This is a genomic window from Burkholderia sp. KCJ3K979 (assembly GCF_016759955.1).
In the GTDB taxonomy this organism is placed as follows: Bacteria; Pseudomonadota; Gammaproteobacteria; order Burkholderiales; family Burkholderiaceae; genus Burkholderia; species Burkholderia orbicola.
This window is the reverse complement of the sequence record NZ_JACFYV010000001.1, coordinates 124,578-140,104: the sequence shown is the minus strand read 5'-3', so window position 1 is coordinate 140,104 and position 15,527 is coordinate 124,578. Positions and strand designations below refer to the sequence as shown.

At 57.5% G+C, this 15,527-nt stretch carries 15 protein-coding genes; 3 read left to right on the top strand and 12 right to left on the bottom strand.

Annotation, left to right across the window (positions count from 1 at the left end; translation table 11 throughout):
• Positions 1-5: 5 nt before the first annotated feature.
• The 5 genes from H3O04_RS00635 to H3O04_RS00615 form a co-directional block, all read right to left on the bottom strand.
• Complete coding sequence (locus tag H3O04_RS00635; RefSeq protein ID WP_202586883.1) at positions 6-650, bottom strand: transglycosylase SLT domain-containing protein; 645 nt, start codon at positions 648-650, stop codon at positions 6-8.
• The gene (locus H3O04_RS00630) at positions 650-1,177 is read right to left on the bottom strand and encodes a hypothetical protein (RefSeq protein WP_237666108.1); all 528 of its coding nucleotides are present in this window, start codon (positions 1,175-1,177) and stop codon (positions 650-652) included. The genes H3O04_RS00635 and H3O04_RS00630 overlap by 1 nt, the downstream gene beginning before the upstream one ends.
• 545 nt (positions 1,178-1,722) lie before the next feature.
• Positions 1,723-1,956, bottom strand: a complete 234-nt coding sequence (locus H3O04_RS00625) for a helix-turn-helix transcriptional regulator (RefSeq protein ID WP_202586849.1) — start codon at positions 1,954-1,956, stop codon at positions 1,723-1,725.
• A gap of 117 nt (positions 1,957-2,073) precedes the next feature.
• Entirely contained in the window at positions 2,074-2,637 is a 564-nt protein-coding gene (locus H3O04_RS00620; RefSeq protein ID WP_202586848.1) for a hypothetical protein, read from the bottom strand.
• A 250-nt stretch (positions 2,638-2,887) separates the two neighbouring features.
• Positions 2,888-3,289, bottom strand: a complete 402-nt coding sequence (locus H3O04_RS00615; protein ID WP_237666107.1) for an ACT domain-containing protein — start codon at positions 3,287-3,289, stop codon at positions 2,888-2,890.
• 210 nt (positions 3,290-3,499) lie between these two features.
• Here H3O04_RS00615 and H3O04_RS00610 point away from each other — a divergent pair, with 210 nt between their 5' ends.
• Complete coding sequence (locus tag H3O04_RS00610) at positions 3,500-4,447, top strand: fatty acid desaturase family protein (protein ID WP_237666106.1); 948 nt, start codon at positions 3,500-3,502, stop codon at positions 4,445-4,447.
• Between the two features lie 1,281 nt (positions 4,448-5,728).
• Here the strand turns inward: H3O04_RS00610 and H3O04_RS00605 are convergent.
• Positions 5,729-6,661 (bottom strand): HTH-type transcriptional regulator ArgP, encoded by a 933-nt coding sequence (locus tag H3O04_RS00605; protein ID WP_202586847.1) that lies wholly within the window; start codon positions 6,659-6,661, stop codon positions 5,729-5,731.
• A 698-nt stretch (positions 6,662-7,359) separates the two neighbouring features.
• Here H3O04_RS00605 and H3O04_RS00600 point away from each other — a divergent pair.
• Both H3O04_RS00600 and H3O04_RS00595 read left to right on the top strand, forming a co-directional pair.
• Positions 7,360-9,252: an FAD-dependent monooxygenase gene (locus H3O04_RS00600; RefSeq protein WP_202586846.1), complete on the top strand. Its 1,893-nt coding sequence runs from the start codon at positions 7,360-7,362 to the stop codon at positions 9,250-9,252.
• A gap of 20 nt (positions 9,253-9,272) precedes the next feature.
• Positions 9,273-9,713 carry a MarR family winged helix-turn-helix transcriptional regulator gene (locus H3O04_RS00595; RefSeq protein WP_202586845.1) on the top strand — a complete coding sequence of 147 codons (441 nt, stop codon included), beginning with the start codon at positions 9,273-9,275 and terminating at the stop codon, positions 9,711-9,713.
• A gap of 67 nt (positions 9,714-9,780) precedes the next feature.
• Here the strand turns inward: H3O04_RS00595 and H3O04_RS00590 are convergent, their stop codons facing one another.
• The 6 genes from H3O04_RS00590 to H3O04_RS00565 form a co-directional block, all read right to left on the bottom strand.
• Positions 9,781-10,434, bottom strand: coding sequence for a glutathione S-transferase family protein (locus tag H3O04_RS00590; RefSeq protein WP_202586844.1), 654 nt, complete (start codon positions 10,432-10,434; stop codon positions 9,781-9,783).
• A 93-nt stretch (positions 10,435-10,527) separates the two neighbouring features.
• Positions 10,528-11,898, bottom strand: coding sequence for an MFS transporter (locus H3O04_RS00585; RefSeq protein ID WP_237666104.1), 1,371 nt, complete (start codon positions 11,896-11,898; stop codon positions 10,528-10,530).
• Between the two features lie 16 nt (positions 11,899-11,914).
• Entirely contained in the window at positions 11,915-13,066 is a 1,152-nt protein-coding gene (locus H3O04_RS00580; protein ID WP_202586843.1) for a porin, read from the bottom strand.
• 309 nt (positions 13,067-13,375) lie between these two features.
• Positions 13,376-14,599, bottom strand: coding sequence for an NAD(P)/FAD-dependent oxidoreductase (locus tag H3O04_RS00575; RefSeq protein ID WP_202586842.1), 1,224 nt, complete (start codon positions 14,597-14,599; stop codon positions 13,376-13,378).
• 99 nt (positions 14,600-14,698) lie between these two features.
• On the bottom strand, positions 14,699-15,001 hold the full coding sequence (locus H3O04_RS00570) for a 2Fe-2S iron-sulfur cluster-binding protein (protein ID WP_272929875.1): 303 nt from the start codon (positions 14,999-15,001) through the stop codon (positions 14,699-14,701).
• Positions 15,002-15,174: 173 nt separating this feature from the next.
• Positions 15,175-15,525, bottom strand: a complete 351-nt coding sequence (locus tag H3O04_RS00565; protein ID WP_202586840.1) for a Rieske (2Fe-2S) protein — start codon at positions 15,523-15,525, stop codon at positions 15,175-15,177.
• Positions 15,526-15,527: the final 2 nt, after the last annotated feature.

The window sequence follows — 15,527 nt, the reverse complement described above, 5'->3', positions numbered from 1 at the left end:
ACGCCTTAGAACACCACGGCGCTCTCGACTGGCTCTTCGCTGCGCTCTGGCGACGGCAGTTCCCTCCGGTCCAACTCTCGTCGGGAATCGGTTGCGCGCTTAGGTTGAATACGGCTGACGGACGAATCGCTCGTTACTGGTACGACAGGAATCGGCGCGATGGCCGGAACGACGACCGGCGTCACCGGAATCGGTTGCCGCGCGTCATTCACGACGCGCTCGACATAACCGCTACGAAAGCCGGTCGAGAAGTCCCCACTCGCGTAACAGGACAGACTCGCGCGAAGCGCCGCCTGCTCGTCCGCACGCGCGCGACGAGCCAGCTGGAAGCACCCCTGCAGAATCGCAGCACCCGCAGCCAGGTTGCGACACGGATCAAATGCGGTCCGCTCGGTCAGGCCGTACCGCGGCCAGTTGGCGCGGTTGACCTGTGCCAGCCCTACACTGAAGCGCCAGCCACCCGCGCTTAGCGAGTGCGCCGTTGCCATGGCTTCCGCCTCGCTGGACGGTTGCCGCATCAGTCGCCCATGCACCACGCCAATCGCGTACGGATTGAACCCAGACTCCGCACGCACCACCGCAGCCATCGTCGTCGGCGAAATCTGCGGGGCGCATTGTTGCGTTAGCGTCAGGAAATCGAGCGGCATGATCAGTGCCCCCTGCCCGATCCGCTGTCCTGCTCCATCTGCTGCAACAAGAGCGTTGCAGACTGTGTAGGGTCGTAGGGCACCTGCGTGCTGCCAGCGCCGTAAAATTCGGTATCTGTGATGCCCATTCCGCCCACGTCCCACCAGACGCGGGTATAGAGCTGGTTGTTGATGTCGACGTTGATCGCGCCGGCGGCTCGGCACAACAGCTCGCTTTGCTCAGGTCCGCCCCAGTACAGAAGATCTTCGCGGCAATAGCCACTGCTTGCGAACGTGTTGCTCGCGGATGTGCCTTGCGATCCCCCGGCACCAAAGTCGCAGGTTGGGAAAGGATCGCCGTGACGCAGCGCGCGCCACAACCTTTCGATCGGTGGAACGCATTCGCTGTATTGCTCGGGGCCGCCGGGGTTCGACAGACAGAGAATGACCTGACAACCCCAGTCGTCCGCACGGGCAACACCCAGCACAAAAAGCGCGCCGCCCGCGAGTAAGGCAAGGCCCAGCCACCACCCGCGCATCGCTCCTTGCATCGCGGCTCCGCCACGACTCTTCCACGCTACGAGACACGTCTTCATGATCCGTCTTCCATCGATTCGCACCGACGCACCAGGACGGACGCGCGGAAAAAGGAACCCGCGGCGCCGGGGAGGCTTACCGCGGGCTCAAGGGGGATCGGACTTCTGCATCAGATCGAGACTGGCCGCATACGCATACGTCGGTACATCGGGGTCGCTTGCGCGCACTCGGTCGTGCTCTCGCACGTTGACCGGAATAAATTGTCCAGTTACTTGCGCGGCGTCACGCCTTCACTGCCAGCAGGCTCGCGAGACTCTGCTTCGCAGAAGCAAGTTCAAGCTCGTACCTATGCCACGGACGCCGCGGAATCCGAAGCCGCCGGCAAATCACTTCTCGCCCCGCGCGCCACTGATACGCCATACGAAGCAGCTCCCTCTGGCAAGGTGCCAACCGCTGCCACGCGTGCTCGACAAGAGCGGCGTCAATTGCGTCGTATCGGCCGCGGGATGCGCTTGCCCAGTTATCCAGCCGTGCATCGATCGAGGGGACAGCTCGCGGTTCATTCATCGCGGGCCTCATCTTCGGATTGCGATGCCCTATATCCGGCCGGGTCCTCGAGAAACCGCTCGATATCGGCAGCGCGCCAACCTACAGCGCGCTCACCAAGCCGGACAGGGCGTGGGAATGTCCCTTCCTGCATTCTCTGATAGATGGTGGAGCGCTTCAGGCCGACTTCGATTTCGACCTGTGTGCGGCGCAAAATGGCACCCGCTGCTCGCAATTGCGCTGACATGTTCAACCTCCAACTGCTTGGTCCGTATGAGCTACTGCATGGATCCCATTGAAGCAGTGGATTACCCTGACGGGCAATTCCGTCATGCCGTCAGAACATACCGTCAGAGACCTGACATCAACGGTGGCGACCGTCCAGTTCGTTGACCGAATCGGGCCTCAGCGCGGCGGCGAAAGTCTGCGCACTGCGTGACGCTTCCCCGTTGGCTTGTGCTTTCAATCCGAGCTTTTCGTCTATGGCGCGTGCAACGGTAGAAGATTTAGGCGGGTGATTCGGATCCCAGTCCGACCAGTGCTCACGCATCACGTCGAAAAGCGCATCGAGAGTGCGCGTGATATGCGGAAGATGCACGACGGTACCGCGTGCCGTCTCGTCCGCGAACGAAGCGATAGAAGAGGCACCACCGGAAATCCCCTGTGCGCTGGCTTCCACAGGTGTACCGGATGCCGATGACCGCTCGAGTTTGCGCTCAAGATGCGACGTCCAGACGTGATGCATGAGGACCGTCCGAGCCAGCGCCGTTTCCAGCAATGCGATGCGGCGGTCACGTTTTCGCAGGCGCTCGGTCAGGCGCGAGATGAGCGCCCGGGCTTCCTCTTTCTGCCCTTGTGCATCGCCCAGGCCGAACTGCGTATCTACACCTTGGCCTTCCTGCGGAATGTTGTCGGTCTGTTCGGACATGCTTTGCGCTCTCTAGTTCCGGGCAAGGTAACTCGGCATCGGTCCCGAGAACCTTGACGCGATGGGTCATATACCGGGCACTCGCTCCTCATATTTATTCGCCTCTCGGCTTTTTCCTAATCCTAATATATTGAAGACACGGTATTGCAGCAATCTATAGCCAGATTGCCACTACATCTTCATCGCCAATAAAAACTTTTCACAGAGTGAACTGCGAAACACCCCCCGTTCGTGCCTGACGCATGACCCATCATCTGTTGGAATAAGCAGCAATCTCCTGCAGCGAAATCATCGCGGCTTCGGCCTTGTCGACTGGCACGAGAAGGTGATCGTGGTAGTAGCCGGCGATCACATTGCACGGAATACCTGCATCCGCAAGTTTGCGACTGACGACCGCCATAAACCCTACCGCTTCAAGGCTCGATTGCACAGACAGCGTAATGCGACGAGCCTCGAACGTATAGGGCAAACCGAGGCGCTTCGCATCTTCGCGCCGTACGACAGCCGTCAGCCCCTCTCGTTCGCTGATGGTACAGATCGTTGACAACCCGATCGGCAAAACGAAGTTCGGAAACGAACAATAGACGTACACCGAGTCACCCATCTCCGGACTGAGCGTCGCACACAGTTTTGTCAAGTCTCTTTCGTTCAATGTCCGACTCCTTAAAGGAAGGTGTACGTTATCCCATATATGAGGTCGCTGGCGAACGGCGTAAAGAATTTCTTCACGTCGTATCATCATTTTAACCATCGCTTATTTAATTCTGTTGGCCGCCTATGATTTCGACTCAAACTCGGCCAACCTAGGAACGGATGATAGAGTCCGGACAGCCGGGGGTGCTCTCGTAATTGAAAGGAGCCTATGATGCGTTCGACTACATCGCCTTTGGTTGCCGCTGACCTGGCAGCCATTCATTCCTCCATTGCAGTCTCCGGTCAAGCCTGGCCCTCGCTACAGCCTTGCACGTGGAAAACACTGGTAGACGTCGTCCTCGATTGGGGCATCATATTGCTCGCTGCTTGGGGCGCCTTTGCGATGGGCAGGTGGGCCGCACTGGTGGCAGTCTTTGCAATTGGCAACCGGCAACGCGCGCTAGGCAACCTTCTTCACGATGCCGCGCACCGCAACCTGAGTAACCGAGCCAACGTCAACGACAGAACAGCACATCTGTTCCTTGCCGCACCACTCTTCAATAGCCTTACGCTGTATCGCAAGCAGCATGCAAAGCATCACGCCTGGCTCGGCGATCCTGTAAGCGACCCAGATTTCATTCCCCGTGTCGTCAACCAAGGAGACGGTTGGTTCCACGCCTATGCGCGCGTGTTGATGGACCCTACGACATGGGCCAGAGCGTTCTTTGGACACCTGGTAGCGAAAGAACTTACCGCGCGTCGGCGGCTCGGCGTCTTGCTTTGGTGGGCGACGTATGAGGCACTTCTGACGGTAGCAGTCGGCATACGTTTCGCGCTTCTATTCGTATTGTTGTGGATGATCGCTAGAGCCACTGTGTTCCATGCAATCACCACCTTCCGCGAGATGACTGATCATTACGGGCTAGACCCGCGGGGAATCTTTCCCTACACCCGCGACATTCCGCAGCGCCGGCTCGTTTCGATGCTGCTTCACCCGCATCACAATGGATACCACCTAACGCATCACCTCTTTCCGCACGTCCCCTACCACCGACTTCCTGAGCTACACGCTCGCCTTGAGCAGCTTCCTATTTTCGCGCGCCGAGCAGTCGTTTGCCATGCATATTTCGGTGGTGCGCGTGCAGCCGTGGACGGCTGGGGAGCGCGACATGCGTGATCAAACACTGAACGCGGTGCAAGTCGGCGCGATGCTCGTATCCACGAGCTGTGGCGTTGGCTTCCTCCTTGGAACGGGCGAACAGGCAATGGTTGAGGGCATGGCCGGATGCCTTTACGCAGTCGCAACGGCACTGGGTCTGACGTTACTAGCCGCTTGCGCGCCTACCATTTGGCGCACGGGTCGATCCATCTGGAGTCACTTCAACTGGTGCTACGGCCCGTCCGTGGGCCGCAACGTAGCAGTGCTATCCGTAGTCTGGATGACGGGCGTACTCGCCGCGCAAATTCGCGGATGTTCAGCAGTGTTAGCGCTTATGGGGCTATCCAGAACTTCCGCGGAGGCGGTGTTCATTGTCCTGCTCCTAACGCTCTCTGTAGTCCGCCTGTCCTGGCTTTCCGTTGGCTTCGCATGCTGCCTGATTGCTTGCAACGTCTTGCTCCTGCATTCTCTGATCGGGCCCGGAAAGATCGATATCTGGCTAACGGCACCCGCGACTTTCGCAAATGCAATCCACCAAAGTTCGTCCGCTCATACTGGATTTATTCTACTATCCGTTGCCGTTATGGTCGTATGCGGCGCGGACTATCAGCAGTTCGCGATCGCGGCCCGCACATCCTCTAGCGCTCGAAGCGGAAGTCTGATCGCTGCAACGCTAGTGCTCGCCATGGGTTTCTTGTTGGTCTCAGCAGTCGTTGCAGCCCGTCAACACGGAGATCTCCAGCGCACAAACGATCCTATTCAAGTCGTGCCAGTCTTGCTCATGCGCAGCGTCCCCGGCGGCGTCACGACTGCAGCGCAAGACTGCGTCGTATTCTTGTTGGTCGGGACCGCTCTGGGTTCGGCGAGCTCAGTATTGCGAGCGATGTCGGATGCAGCGGCGATCTTCTACCGACCTTCTGTCATGCCCTCTTTCTGGCCGCGAGCTTCGGCGGTGTTGCTTGGAATCGTCGTAGCGTCACGTCCCCGGAGCCTGGTCGACATGATGGTAGAGCTCAATCTTGTCTACCTCGCTGCGGTGACACCATTGTTGGTGCTAAGCGTCTTGCGCATCAGCATCTCCGACCGGGCAGCAAATGCAGCGATGGCGCTATCCTGCTCAATATCACTGGTAGGCTATCTGATTCGCTGGCAAACCAACACGGCACTGTCCGAAGCTGCGCCACTGCTTGCGTCCATCGCCGCCGCATTTTCCGTTGTGGTCTTATACCGAGCTCTTGACGTGACGCCCTCGGGCGATCGCCCGCCAGACACGATCAAGACGTCCGCCCGATCCAGTGCTCAGCCATCGGCGACAGACTCGTGTAATTGCTCTCGCGATGCGGATGGCGGCTGAATCAACGTTCGGCGGGCTTCGCGCACGACGACGTCGCTGATAGTTTGTGCGTTAGGTGGCGCCTTCACCCAACGATGCCAGTACAGATCCACAGAGATTTTGTCGCGCGGTGCAAGCGCCACGAGTGCTCCCGAATCAATAGACGACTGCGCCTGCATGGAAGGTACTAGGCCGTAACCGACCCCCGCATGGACAGCCAATAACAGAGCCTGCGGTGAGGGAAAGTAATGTACCGGGTAGCCCGTGACTGGGAAACCAATGAGTTGCGCGAGAAAGGTCGCGTGTAAGCCATCCTTCCGATTGAATAACACCGCCGGCGTCGCGAGGATATCCCGTAGGTTCAGTCCGTGCGGAAAATTTGCTTCAACGAACGATGGTGTCGCCACGCATTCATATTCCATCGCGCCGATCGGTTCGGCAACAAATCCCGTCGCCGCGGTGTGTGCCGTCGAGACGCATCCCATTGCCTCGCCGCGTGCCAATACAGCTAGCGTGTGATCCTGATCGTCTACGATCAGTTCTAGAGCAACGTTTTCCTTTGCAAGGATACAGGCAATCGGGCCAAACCACGTCGCCAGAGAATCTGCGTTGATTGCGATCGAAACCTTTGTTCGGCTGCTGCCATCTGGCTTTATCCTGGATATCGTGTCGGCCTCAAGCATCTTTAGCATCTGGATGTGGTGAAGCAACATTTCCCCAGCAGGCGTTGGCGAAACGCTTTCGCGCACGAGCAGTAGGGCTCCCACATGCTCTTCGAGCGAGTTGACCCTCTGGAAAACGGCACTTTTCGTAACATTCAACGCACGCGCCGCCTCGCGGAAATTGCGTGTCTGCACGACGACTAAAAACGTTTCGAGTTGCTGACGATCGAAGTACATGACCCTGAAATCGATTCTTTGATCACTCTCGCCGTTTCACCGCGATGCAGACAAGGCCGTAGTATCGACGCGATTCTGATTCATTCCACTCGCAGAACCGTGTCACTGCAGGCCACACGCTATATCGTGGCGATTTAACACTCGCCGCAATCGCAAGAGCGATGCTTGAAACGCCCCATCCTCGCGTCGGCGATACCAACTCAAGTTGGCAGTAGCAAGATGGTGGCCTCTACCAAAAAAGAGCGTGAGCACGTCTAGTCTCACTCGCGACACGCGAACAGCAATTTGCTCAGTTTTTTCGTTCTCCTCCACTATGAAAACTCTCCATTACCTTGCCGGACGGTCTACGTGTCGCCCGGTCGTCAGCCTCTGTGACATCGCACTATTATATTAGCCCTCTAATTTTAGTAAAGATACGTACGCGCTCTGATGCGTCCTTGACCTCGGCCCCAAAGCCTCGGATGCCCGGCCATTGGCGGCCGCTAAGAGGCTTCCTGTCGAGCTAGGTGGCACTGAGCGCGCGTGTCTGACGCGCGGATCGCAAGTGCAACCACGGCGCCGCCCAAGGTGTTGCGCGTTGCACTGATGGTTGGCGAACCGGAACTAGGGTAAACGTCCACGACGCCGATTCTTCCAACTAGTTGGTATACGGAGTATATTTCCATCACCGCGACGCATGCCAGTCGGAGGAAGACATCGTGCAATTTCATCTCAACGGTTTTCGTGTCGGCGATCCATCGATCGAGCCCGCCGTCAGCAGCTCGCAGTCTGTGCAGATGCCCGATACGGTCGATGTACTTATCGTCGGAAGCGGCCCTGCCGGACTCGTACTCGCCGCACAACTGTCGCAATTCCCATCGATCAACACCCGCATCGTAGAGCGTCGTGATGGACCGTTGCTGATGGGACAAGCAGATGGTGTAGCGTGCCGTACCGTCGAAATGTTTCATGCATTCGGCCTCAGTGAACGCTTGCTAAAAGAAGCCTACTGGGTCAACGAAACGGTATTCTGGCGACCAGATGCAAGCGATCGCGAAGCAATCAGCCGTGCCGGTCGCGTTCAAGACACCGAAACAGGCCTTTCAGAATTTCCGCACGTTATCGTCAATCAGGCACGAATACAGGATTATCTGCTCGATGTGATGCGCCGCTCCTCGCGACGGATCGAGCCGGACTACGGGCTGGAAGTCGTGGACGTTCAGCGCGACGATAGCCATGAGTATCCGGTGCGCGTCACGTTGCGGCGTACCGACCCTACTCGGTTTGATGAGGTCACCGTGCGCGCGCGCTATGTCGTCGGTTGCGACGGCGCGCGCAGCCGTGTGCGTGCGGCGATCGGGCAAACGCTTCGCGGGGATGCAGCCAATCACGCATGGGGCGTCATGGACGTTCTTTCCGTCACAGACTTCCCCGACATCCGGCTGAAAGCGGCCATCCAGTCTGCTAGCAACGGCAATCTGCTCGTCATTCCGCGCGAAGGTGGGTATCTCGTGCGCTTCTACGTCGATCTAGGTGAGGTCACGGCGGAGAACCGCGACAGCGTCAGACAGATCACAGCCGATCGCATCATCGCGACGGCCCAGCGAATCCTCCGTCCCTATTCGCTCGACGTGAAAGAAGTGGCATGGTTTTCGGTTTATGAGGTAGGGCAGCGCCTCACCGATCGCTTTGACGACGCCATTGCAGCGGATGGCACTGCCCGGGAACCTCGTGTGTTCATCGCCGGCGATGCCTGTCATACGCATAGCGCGAAGGCGGGCCAAGGCATGAACGTGTCCATGCAGGACGGATTCAACCTAGGCTGGAAGCTCGCCGCGGTGCTGAAGGAGCGCAGCGACGTCAACCTGTTGCGCACCTACTCGGACGAGCGCCAGCCCATTGCACAGGAACTGATCGATTTCGACAAGGAATGGTCGGCGATGATGGCCGCTCCGCCGAAAGATCCTGCCCGAGCAGAAGCGAGCGGCGTCGATCCCGCAGAGTTGCAGGCGTATTTCATTCGAGCGGGTCGCTATACAGCAGGTATCGCAACACGTTACCGGCCCGGCATACTAACCGGGGAAGCCACGCATCAGGCGCTCGCAAAGGGCTTTTTGATCGGGACGCGTTTTCATTCGTCGCCGGTCATTCGGCTCGCGGATGCAAAGCCAATGCATCTCGGACACGTTGCGCAAGCAGACGGCCGCTGGCGTTTGTACGCGTTCTCGGACGCGGATCGTAGCATGCTGCACGCCCTGTGCGACCACCTTGAGACATCCGCGGAATCAGTATTGCGACTCGTCACACCGGAGGGCGCGGATGTCGACACCGTGCTCGACCTGCGGGCCGTGCTGCAGCAACCGCATCGGGAAGTACATCTGGAGGACCTGCCGAAGCTATTGCTGCCGCGCAAAGGCCGCTATGGCCTGACCGACTATGAGAAAGCCTTTACTAGCGACGCGGGCATTGATATCTTCAACGAACGCGAAGTCGACCGCGAGCGCGGCGCGCTGGTTGTGGTCCGTCCTGACCAGTACGTCGCGCACGTTCTGCCTCTGGACGCCTACGCAGAGCTCACCGCCTTCTTCCGTCCGATATTCCGTATGCAATAACACAACTCGAGACTTCAAAATTGCCGATCAAGAACGACAATGCAAAAGCGCTCGCCAAGTTCACGGGAAGTCTCGTGCGCCGCGCGCAACAGCGTCATGTAGCGCTATGGCTCGAGGAAGTATCCACCGAGATCACGAGCGTCCAGTACGCGGCACTTGAAGTCTTGCAACAAACATCCGGTGTGAATCAGCGTCAGCTTGGCGATGAGCTCGATGTAGACCGTTCGACTATCGCCGATCTTGTCGCACGTATGGTCCGCAATGGACTGATCGAGCGTTCCGACGATCCCGCCGACAAGCGCAGTTACGTGCTGTTTCTCACAGCAGAAGGCAAGAAGCAGTTAGCGGCGCTACGCCCGCGTGTCGAAACAGTGGAGCGTATCCTCACTGCAAGGCTAAGCGCTCGGGAGCGTATCGAGCTGCGCCGGCTACTTTCTGCTTTGCTGCCAGAGCCGACATAGTGTTCGGGACTTTCTCTATGTACGAAGCACCACTTGACGTCACATTGGGCCGCCCCGTTGATCAACTTCAACTCCCGGCCACGAGCGCTTTCCACCGTGTTTTCGCGAAAGATGGCCGCTCCTCCATGCGGCGTACCCACGCCACCAGGTTATCGCGGCCCGTTGTGAGTTCATCCCATTCCGCGGTGTAAGAAAATAGCGAAAGTTGAGCACCGATCATGAGATCCGCAAGACTTATCCCTTTGCCAGTGAGGAAATCTTCGCTGCCCAGAATTCGCGAGATGTCATCGAATGCGACGTGAGCGCGCGGCTTGGCCTCGGATATCGCCGCCAAGTCAGCCGGCTTGCCCAGCAAGGCAGGGCCTATCAAGCGTTGAAACACAATAACATTGGTGCAACCGCAGAACAGGTAGCTGTCGTTGATGCCCATCAACTGATCGATGCGTGCCGCAGCGCGTGGCGCGTCCGGCGTCAATAACGGTTCGGGGAGCACGCGATCGAGATAGCGAAGGATTGCCTGTGTCTCATAAAGCGTAAACTGCCCGTGGTGAAGGACGGGCAAACGACCGAATGGGTGAAGGGCAAGATGTGACTTCAGCCTGCTCTCTCCGAACGCCATTTCCTTCAGCGCCCAATCCGCCGCCTTCTCTTCTAGCGTCGCCATCACGGCCCGCCCATAGGGGCTAGATACAACGCTGCGAACCGCGAATTCGGCCGTCATTGAACACCTCCTTGACGTTAATTCCGGGACCCCGCCGCTTGGTCGATGGAAGAAGCAGCGCATTGATGTCTCAATGGATACTGCAAGAGAACTTCAACTGGTCGCCGGGACGTCTCGCGTATCGGATGCCCGAATACGCTCCGTCAAACGCCCCAAGACGAAAAGCGCTAGCGCCCCACCCAACGCCGGGCCCGCGATTGCGGCAAACAGCGCCTGTCCTTGCCCGAGTTGCGTCATCATGAATGCGCCGGCCATCGATCCGGAGATCGAGCCGATCCTACCGCTAGCCACTGCCCAACTGACACCTGTCGCTCTCGCCGATGTCGGATAACTGATGGCTGCCAGCAGGTTCAAGCCGTTCTGGCCGCCCGCTACGCCAAAGCCCACGAGAAAGACCGCGGCGCTCGCCCAAACCTGAACGGAAAGCAAGAAGCCAAGCGCCGCCAGAGCTACGGCAGCGCCAAAGTACATGACGAATAGCACTCTATGGGGATTCATGCGGTCCATCAAGATCGCTGCGATGACGCCACCGAAGATACCGCCCACTGGCAAGAGCGTACTGATGCGAGCCGCGGTCGAGATGCCATAGCCTGCGTCTTTCAGCAAGCTCGGCAACCAACTCGTCAGCAGATAAATCACGAACATCGAACCGAAAAAGGCACCCCAAAGAAGCAAAGTGCGTGCCGCCTGCCCTTCGACGAATAGTCGCGAAACCGGTGATCGGTCATTCGCCGCCGGCTCGGCCTTAACAAACGTCACTTCGTGCCAACCGGTCGTACCTGTTATCTTCGCGACTACAGCCGAAAGGGCTACGCTATATCGCGAGCGACCGACCATGAAGCGAACAGACTCAGGAAGCAGCCACGCGAGCAATGGCAAAAGCAGCAGCGGCACGATCGCACCGATCAGTAAGAGCACCCGCCATCCGAATAGCGGAATAACGTGACTGGCAATCTCGCCGCTAAGCGCCAATCCGAAGGCAAAGCCGCTGGAGCTCAACGTGACCATCAGCATACGACACTGCGCCGGCGAATATTCGGAGCTCAGGGTAATACAGGTTGGCATCGCCCCGCCCAAGCCAATCCCCGTGACAAAACGTAGCGCGATGAACATGGCGATCGACTTCGAAGCTGCCGAAGCCAGCGTAGCCAACCCGAAAACGAGCACCGACAGCAGCAGGACCTTTTTTCGCCCGTAAGTGTCAGCCAGGGGCCCTACCAGCAAACTGCCGCACATCAGACCCAACAGTCCAGCGCCGAAGGTGGGTGACAATTGGCTTGCCGCCAAACCCCATTCTCCCCGCAACGACGGTGCGATGTATCCGACCACAGCCGTATCAAAGCCATCCACGAGTACAACCAGGAAACACACCATCAATATGACGATATGAAAGCGCGACACCTTTGCGGTGTCAATGATTGCGCCGATATCAGCGGTTCTGCCATTTATTTGACGCTTGTCCATGTCACCTTCCCATATCTCAGAAAAAGTGTCGAATACCGATCATGACACCCGTTTGATTGATCCCTGTCATCGGCAAAGACGAAGTTCCGGCAGTGCCTCCATCGACAGTGAAAATGCCTTTGCTTTGATTAAAGACACGCCCGGCAGTTACGTACACAGCACTGCGTTTCGAAAGGAGATACATCGCACGCGCGGCCACGACAGAAGCGCCAACAGGGTGGGCCGTCACATTCAATTTGCCAAACTGAGCGTCCAAAACCACTTCCGGAACGACGAGATATGAAGCGCCGAGCCACCAATAATTGCTATTAACATCGTAAACCCCAGGTGCCTGCAGGCCATGATTGATTCGGTGAAGAAATCCCGCCCCCACCGTCACGCCACCGAACTTCACGTAGCCGTTTGCAACACCGCGCGTGTCTGTTTGAGAGCTACTGGGCAATGGTGACCCATTGCCGGCACCGCCGTAATTCCGGTCCACGGCCACCGCCACACCCCACGTTGCTGCTTCATATTTCAACATCGCGGATATTGCTTTGCAGGCGCGCCAGTCAGTGGGCGACTGCCCTGCACACCCCCCGATGGCAGCAGGCGCGACTGCGTCGCGGCCAAACGAAAAAGCCACACCGAACGAAAGCCCCGACGACGAAAAACTGTAGACGATCGAATTGTCCACGCGAGGGGCACCAGCCAGGTAAGGGTCGAGCAAGCCGGCGCTGTATATGTTGGGTGCCAACGTATCCCCAGGTATCCCCCAGAAAATCTGTGAATATTGGCGCCCAAGAGACAACGTCCCCCAGTGCCCTGAGAGCCCGACATAAGCTTGCCGGCCGAACAAACGCCCACTTTGGTTCAAGGTTCCCTGTTGAGGAGCGAATCCTGATTCCAGTACAAAAACAGCTTTCAACCCTCCGCCAAGATCCTCGTTGCCGCGGATTCCCCATCTTGACGGAAGCGTTCCCGTAAGCGTCGGCACCAGCGCTGCGCTCGACTTCTGTTTACCTATATTTGTCACATATTCAATGCCCGTGTCGATAATCCCGTATAACGTCACGCTTGACTGCGCCAAAGCCGTTCCCGAGATCAACATCGTCATCAATGTAAAAATGACCCTAACGAAATGGTCGGGAAAATTCGCCCATCGCCACCGCCATCCAAGCGTCCTCATTCGTTGTCTCCAAATATAGTTCCAGCTTCATGTAATATTTATAGTTTCTTAATATTGATAATTCGCATCACATAACAAATACGTATTCGATATCAATAATGGATTTCCAAATCATCCTGTAGCGTTCTGGCGGGAAGTTAACATGCGACGAGCAGTCATGTATGCGCAATCAGCGCCGATCCATATCTAATATCTGACACGATATCTATGCAGTCGATTCGCGCACCTATCTCGTATATTGTTATTTAAATATTCGATTAGTATTCCTAAGTTAATGAACGATTAGCGCATTGCCCTTTCAGAATCGGCTTAGGCGATCTCTGTCAGCGGAATGGAAGCGTCCGCTAGAGCTTCTGGGCGAGCTTCGAGTCCATTCATAACGAGCCTGCGTCCTTGAACGTAGTCCTTGACGGAATTGACGCAATCAAGCGCGACAACTCGTCCCTGCTTCAGGTACACCACCGCGAAGGATCCACTTGCGCGTTCACCACGTACTACAGCCAGATCGTGTCCGCTCGACAGACCCACCGTCTGTAACTTGAGATCATATTGATTCGACCAGAACCAAGGAATCGCGTTGTACTCCGTCTGTTTTCCCGCAATCGAGTTTGCAACGGCATTGGCCATGTCGACCGCGTTTTGCACTGACTCGAGACGAATGTCGGCATTGCCTGCAAACCGGCTCGCGTGTAAGGCGCAGTCACCGATCGCATAGACGTCAGGCAGCGATGTTCGACAGAACCCGTCTACTTTCACGCCGTTTCCACCTGCCGCGCCTGCTGCGAGTAGCGGCTCGACCGCCGGAACGATGCCGATTCCAACAACGACCATCTCCACCGGAAGTATCTCGTCGTCAACAAGACGCACTCCAGTAACACGTCCGCCATTACCGACAATAGACGCGACACCTGTGCCTAGACGTATCTCAACGCCGCGTGCCCGATGCTCCGACTCATAAAAGCGCGACAGCGGTTCACCGGCCACCCGCGCGAGAACCCGATCGAGCGCTTCGACGATGACAACTCGCTTACCCAGCTTCGTCAATGCCGCGGCGGCTTCGAGTCCGATATAGCCACCGCCGACCACTGCGACGCGCTCGACACGAGTTAGCTCACCCAGCATGCGGTCTATATCGGCACGCGTACGCACCGTGTGTACGCCGCCCAGATCGAAACCTTCGCAGCTCAGCTGCCGAGGGACACCCCCTGCCGCCCAGACCAAGGTGCGGTAACCGATTCGCGCACCGCAAGCAGTTCTCACCATATGCTCGTCGGGGTCGACAGCGACGACGCGCTGCCCGAGCAACATATTCACTCTTCGCTCGTCCCAGAAGTGTGGAGGGCGAAGCAGCAGTCTTTCAAACCCCTTCGCACCCAACAGGTACTCCTTTGAAAGCGGCGGACGTTCGTACGGCAACTCCGGTTCCGCGCCCAGAATGGCAATGGAATCCTTAACGTTCGCTTGTCGAAGCGCGATTGCGGTTTGTGCACCACCGTGGCCAGCGCCGACGATCAGAATGTCATAACATCTCATTTTTCCCTCTGCTGAGCAGCCTCGCCGAACCTGAGATCGTTGCGGCGATCCAGCTGGCGTCGCGACGTTCCGTATGGAAATTCGCGCTTCCCACGAACTTCAGTCCTCCGGGGCGACGGTTGCCCTCAGGCCATCAAGGTCGCTCGTCAACACGATTTGGCAGGACAGTCTCGAATGTTCGTTGCGATGAGTCGACGTATCGAGGAGAGCTGCCTCATCGTCAGACATGGGCGGCAGTCGATTTTCAAACGCTGGGTCGATATAGACGTGGCACGTGGCGCACGATAGACAACCGCCACATAATGCAAGAATTTCATCCATGCCCGATGCCCGAATCGCCTCCATGAGAGAGACGCCATCGGGCGACTCAACCGCAACTGCACGCCCCTGCCTGGTTCTCAACGTAAATTTCAAGACTGTGTCTCCTTCAGATCACACCACACGTGTGCGCTACTGCATCGGTCCCAGAAACGAGCCAAACTATAGCTCCCGTTGTCTGGAAACTGACTGGTCCATACGGCTTTGATTCTTTAGTCTGTCGGACAGCCGACCGACTACACAACGCCGCCATTGATTCATATATTGTTTGAAGTCCCGACATAGATGTTTCCGTCCGTCAACTCGACGGCAAATGTCTCGAGATGCATGATGCTGTCGCAGCCCACCGTCTCGCCGGTCGCTGTATTGAACCTTAGAAAGTGCCACGGACATACGACCTCGCCATCAACAACACGTCCGAACTTCAATGGCCCTTGCATATGTGGGCACCGGCTGTCGAACGCAACGATTTTGCCGCGCTCGGCTGCCCTAGCAAGGGCAATCGTGCGGCCGTTAATGCCGCGCGTAATGATCGACCCGTCATTCGGAATTTCGGTTTCGGCACAAGCGAGCACATACCCCTGTGAGACCAAATCTGTACCCTGCATCG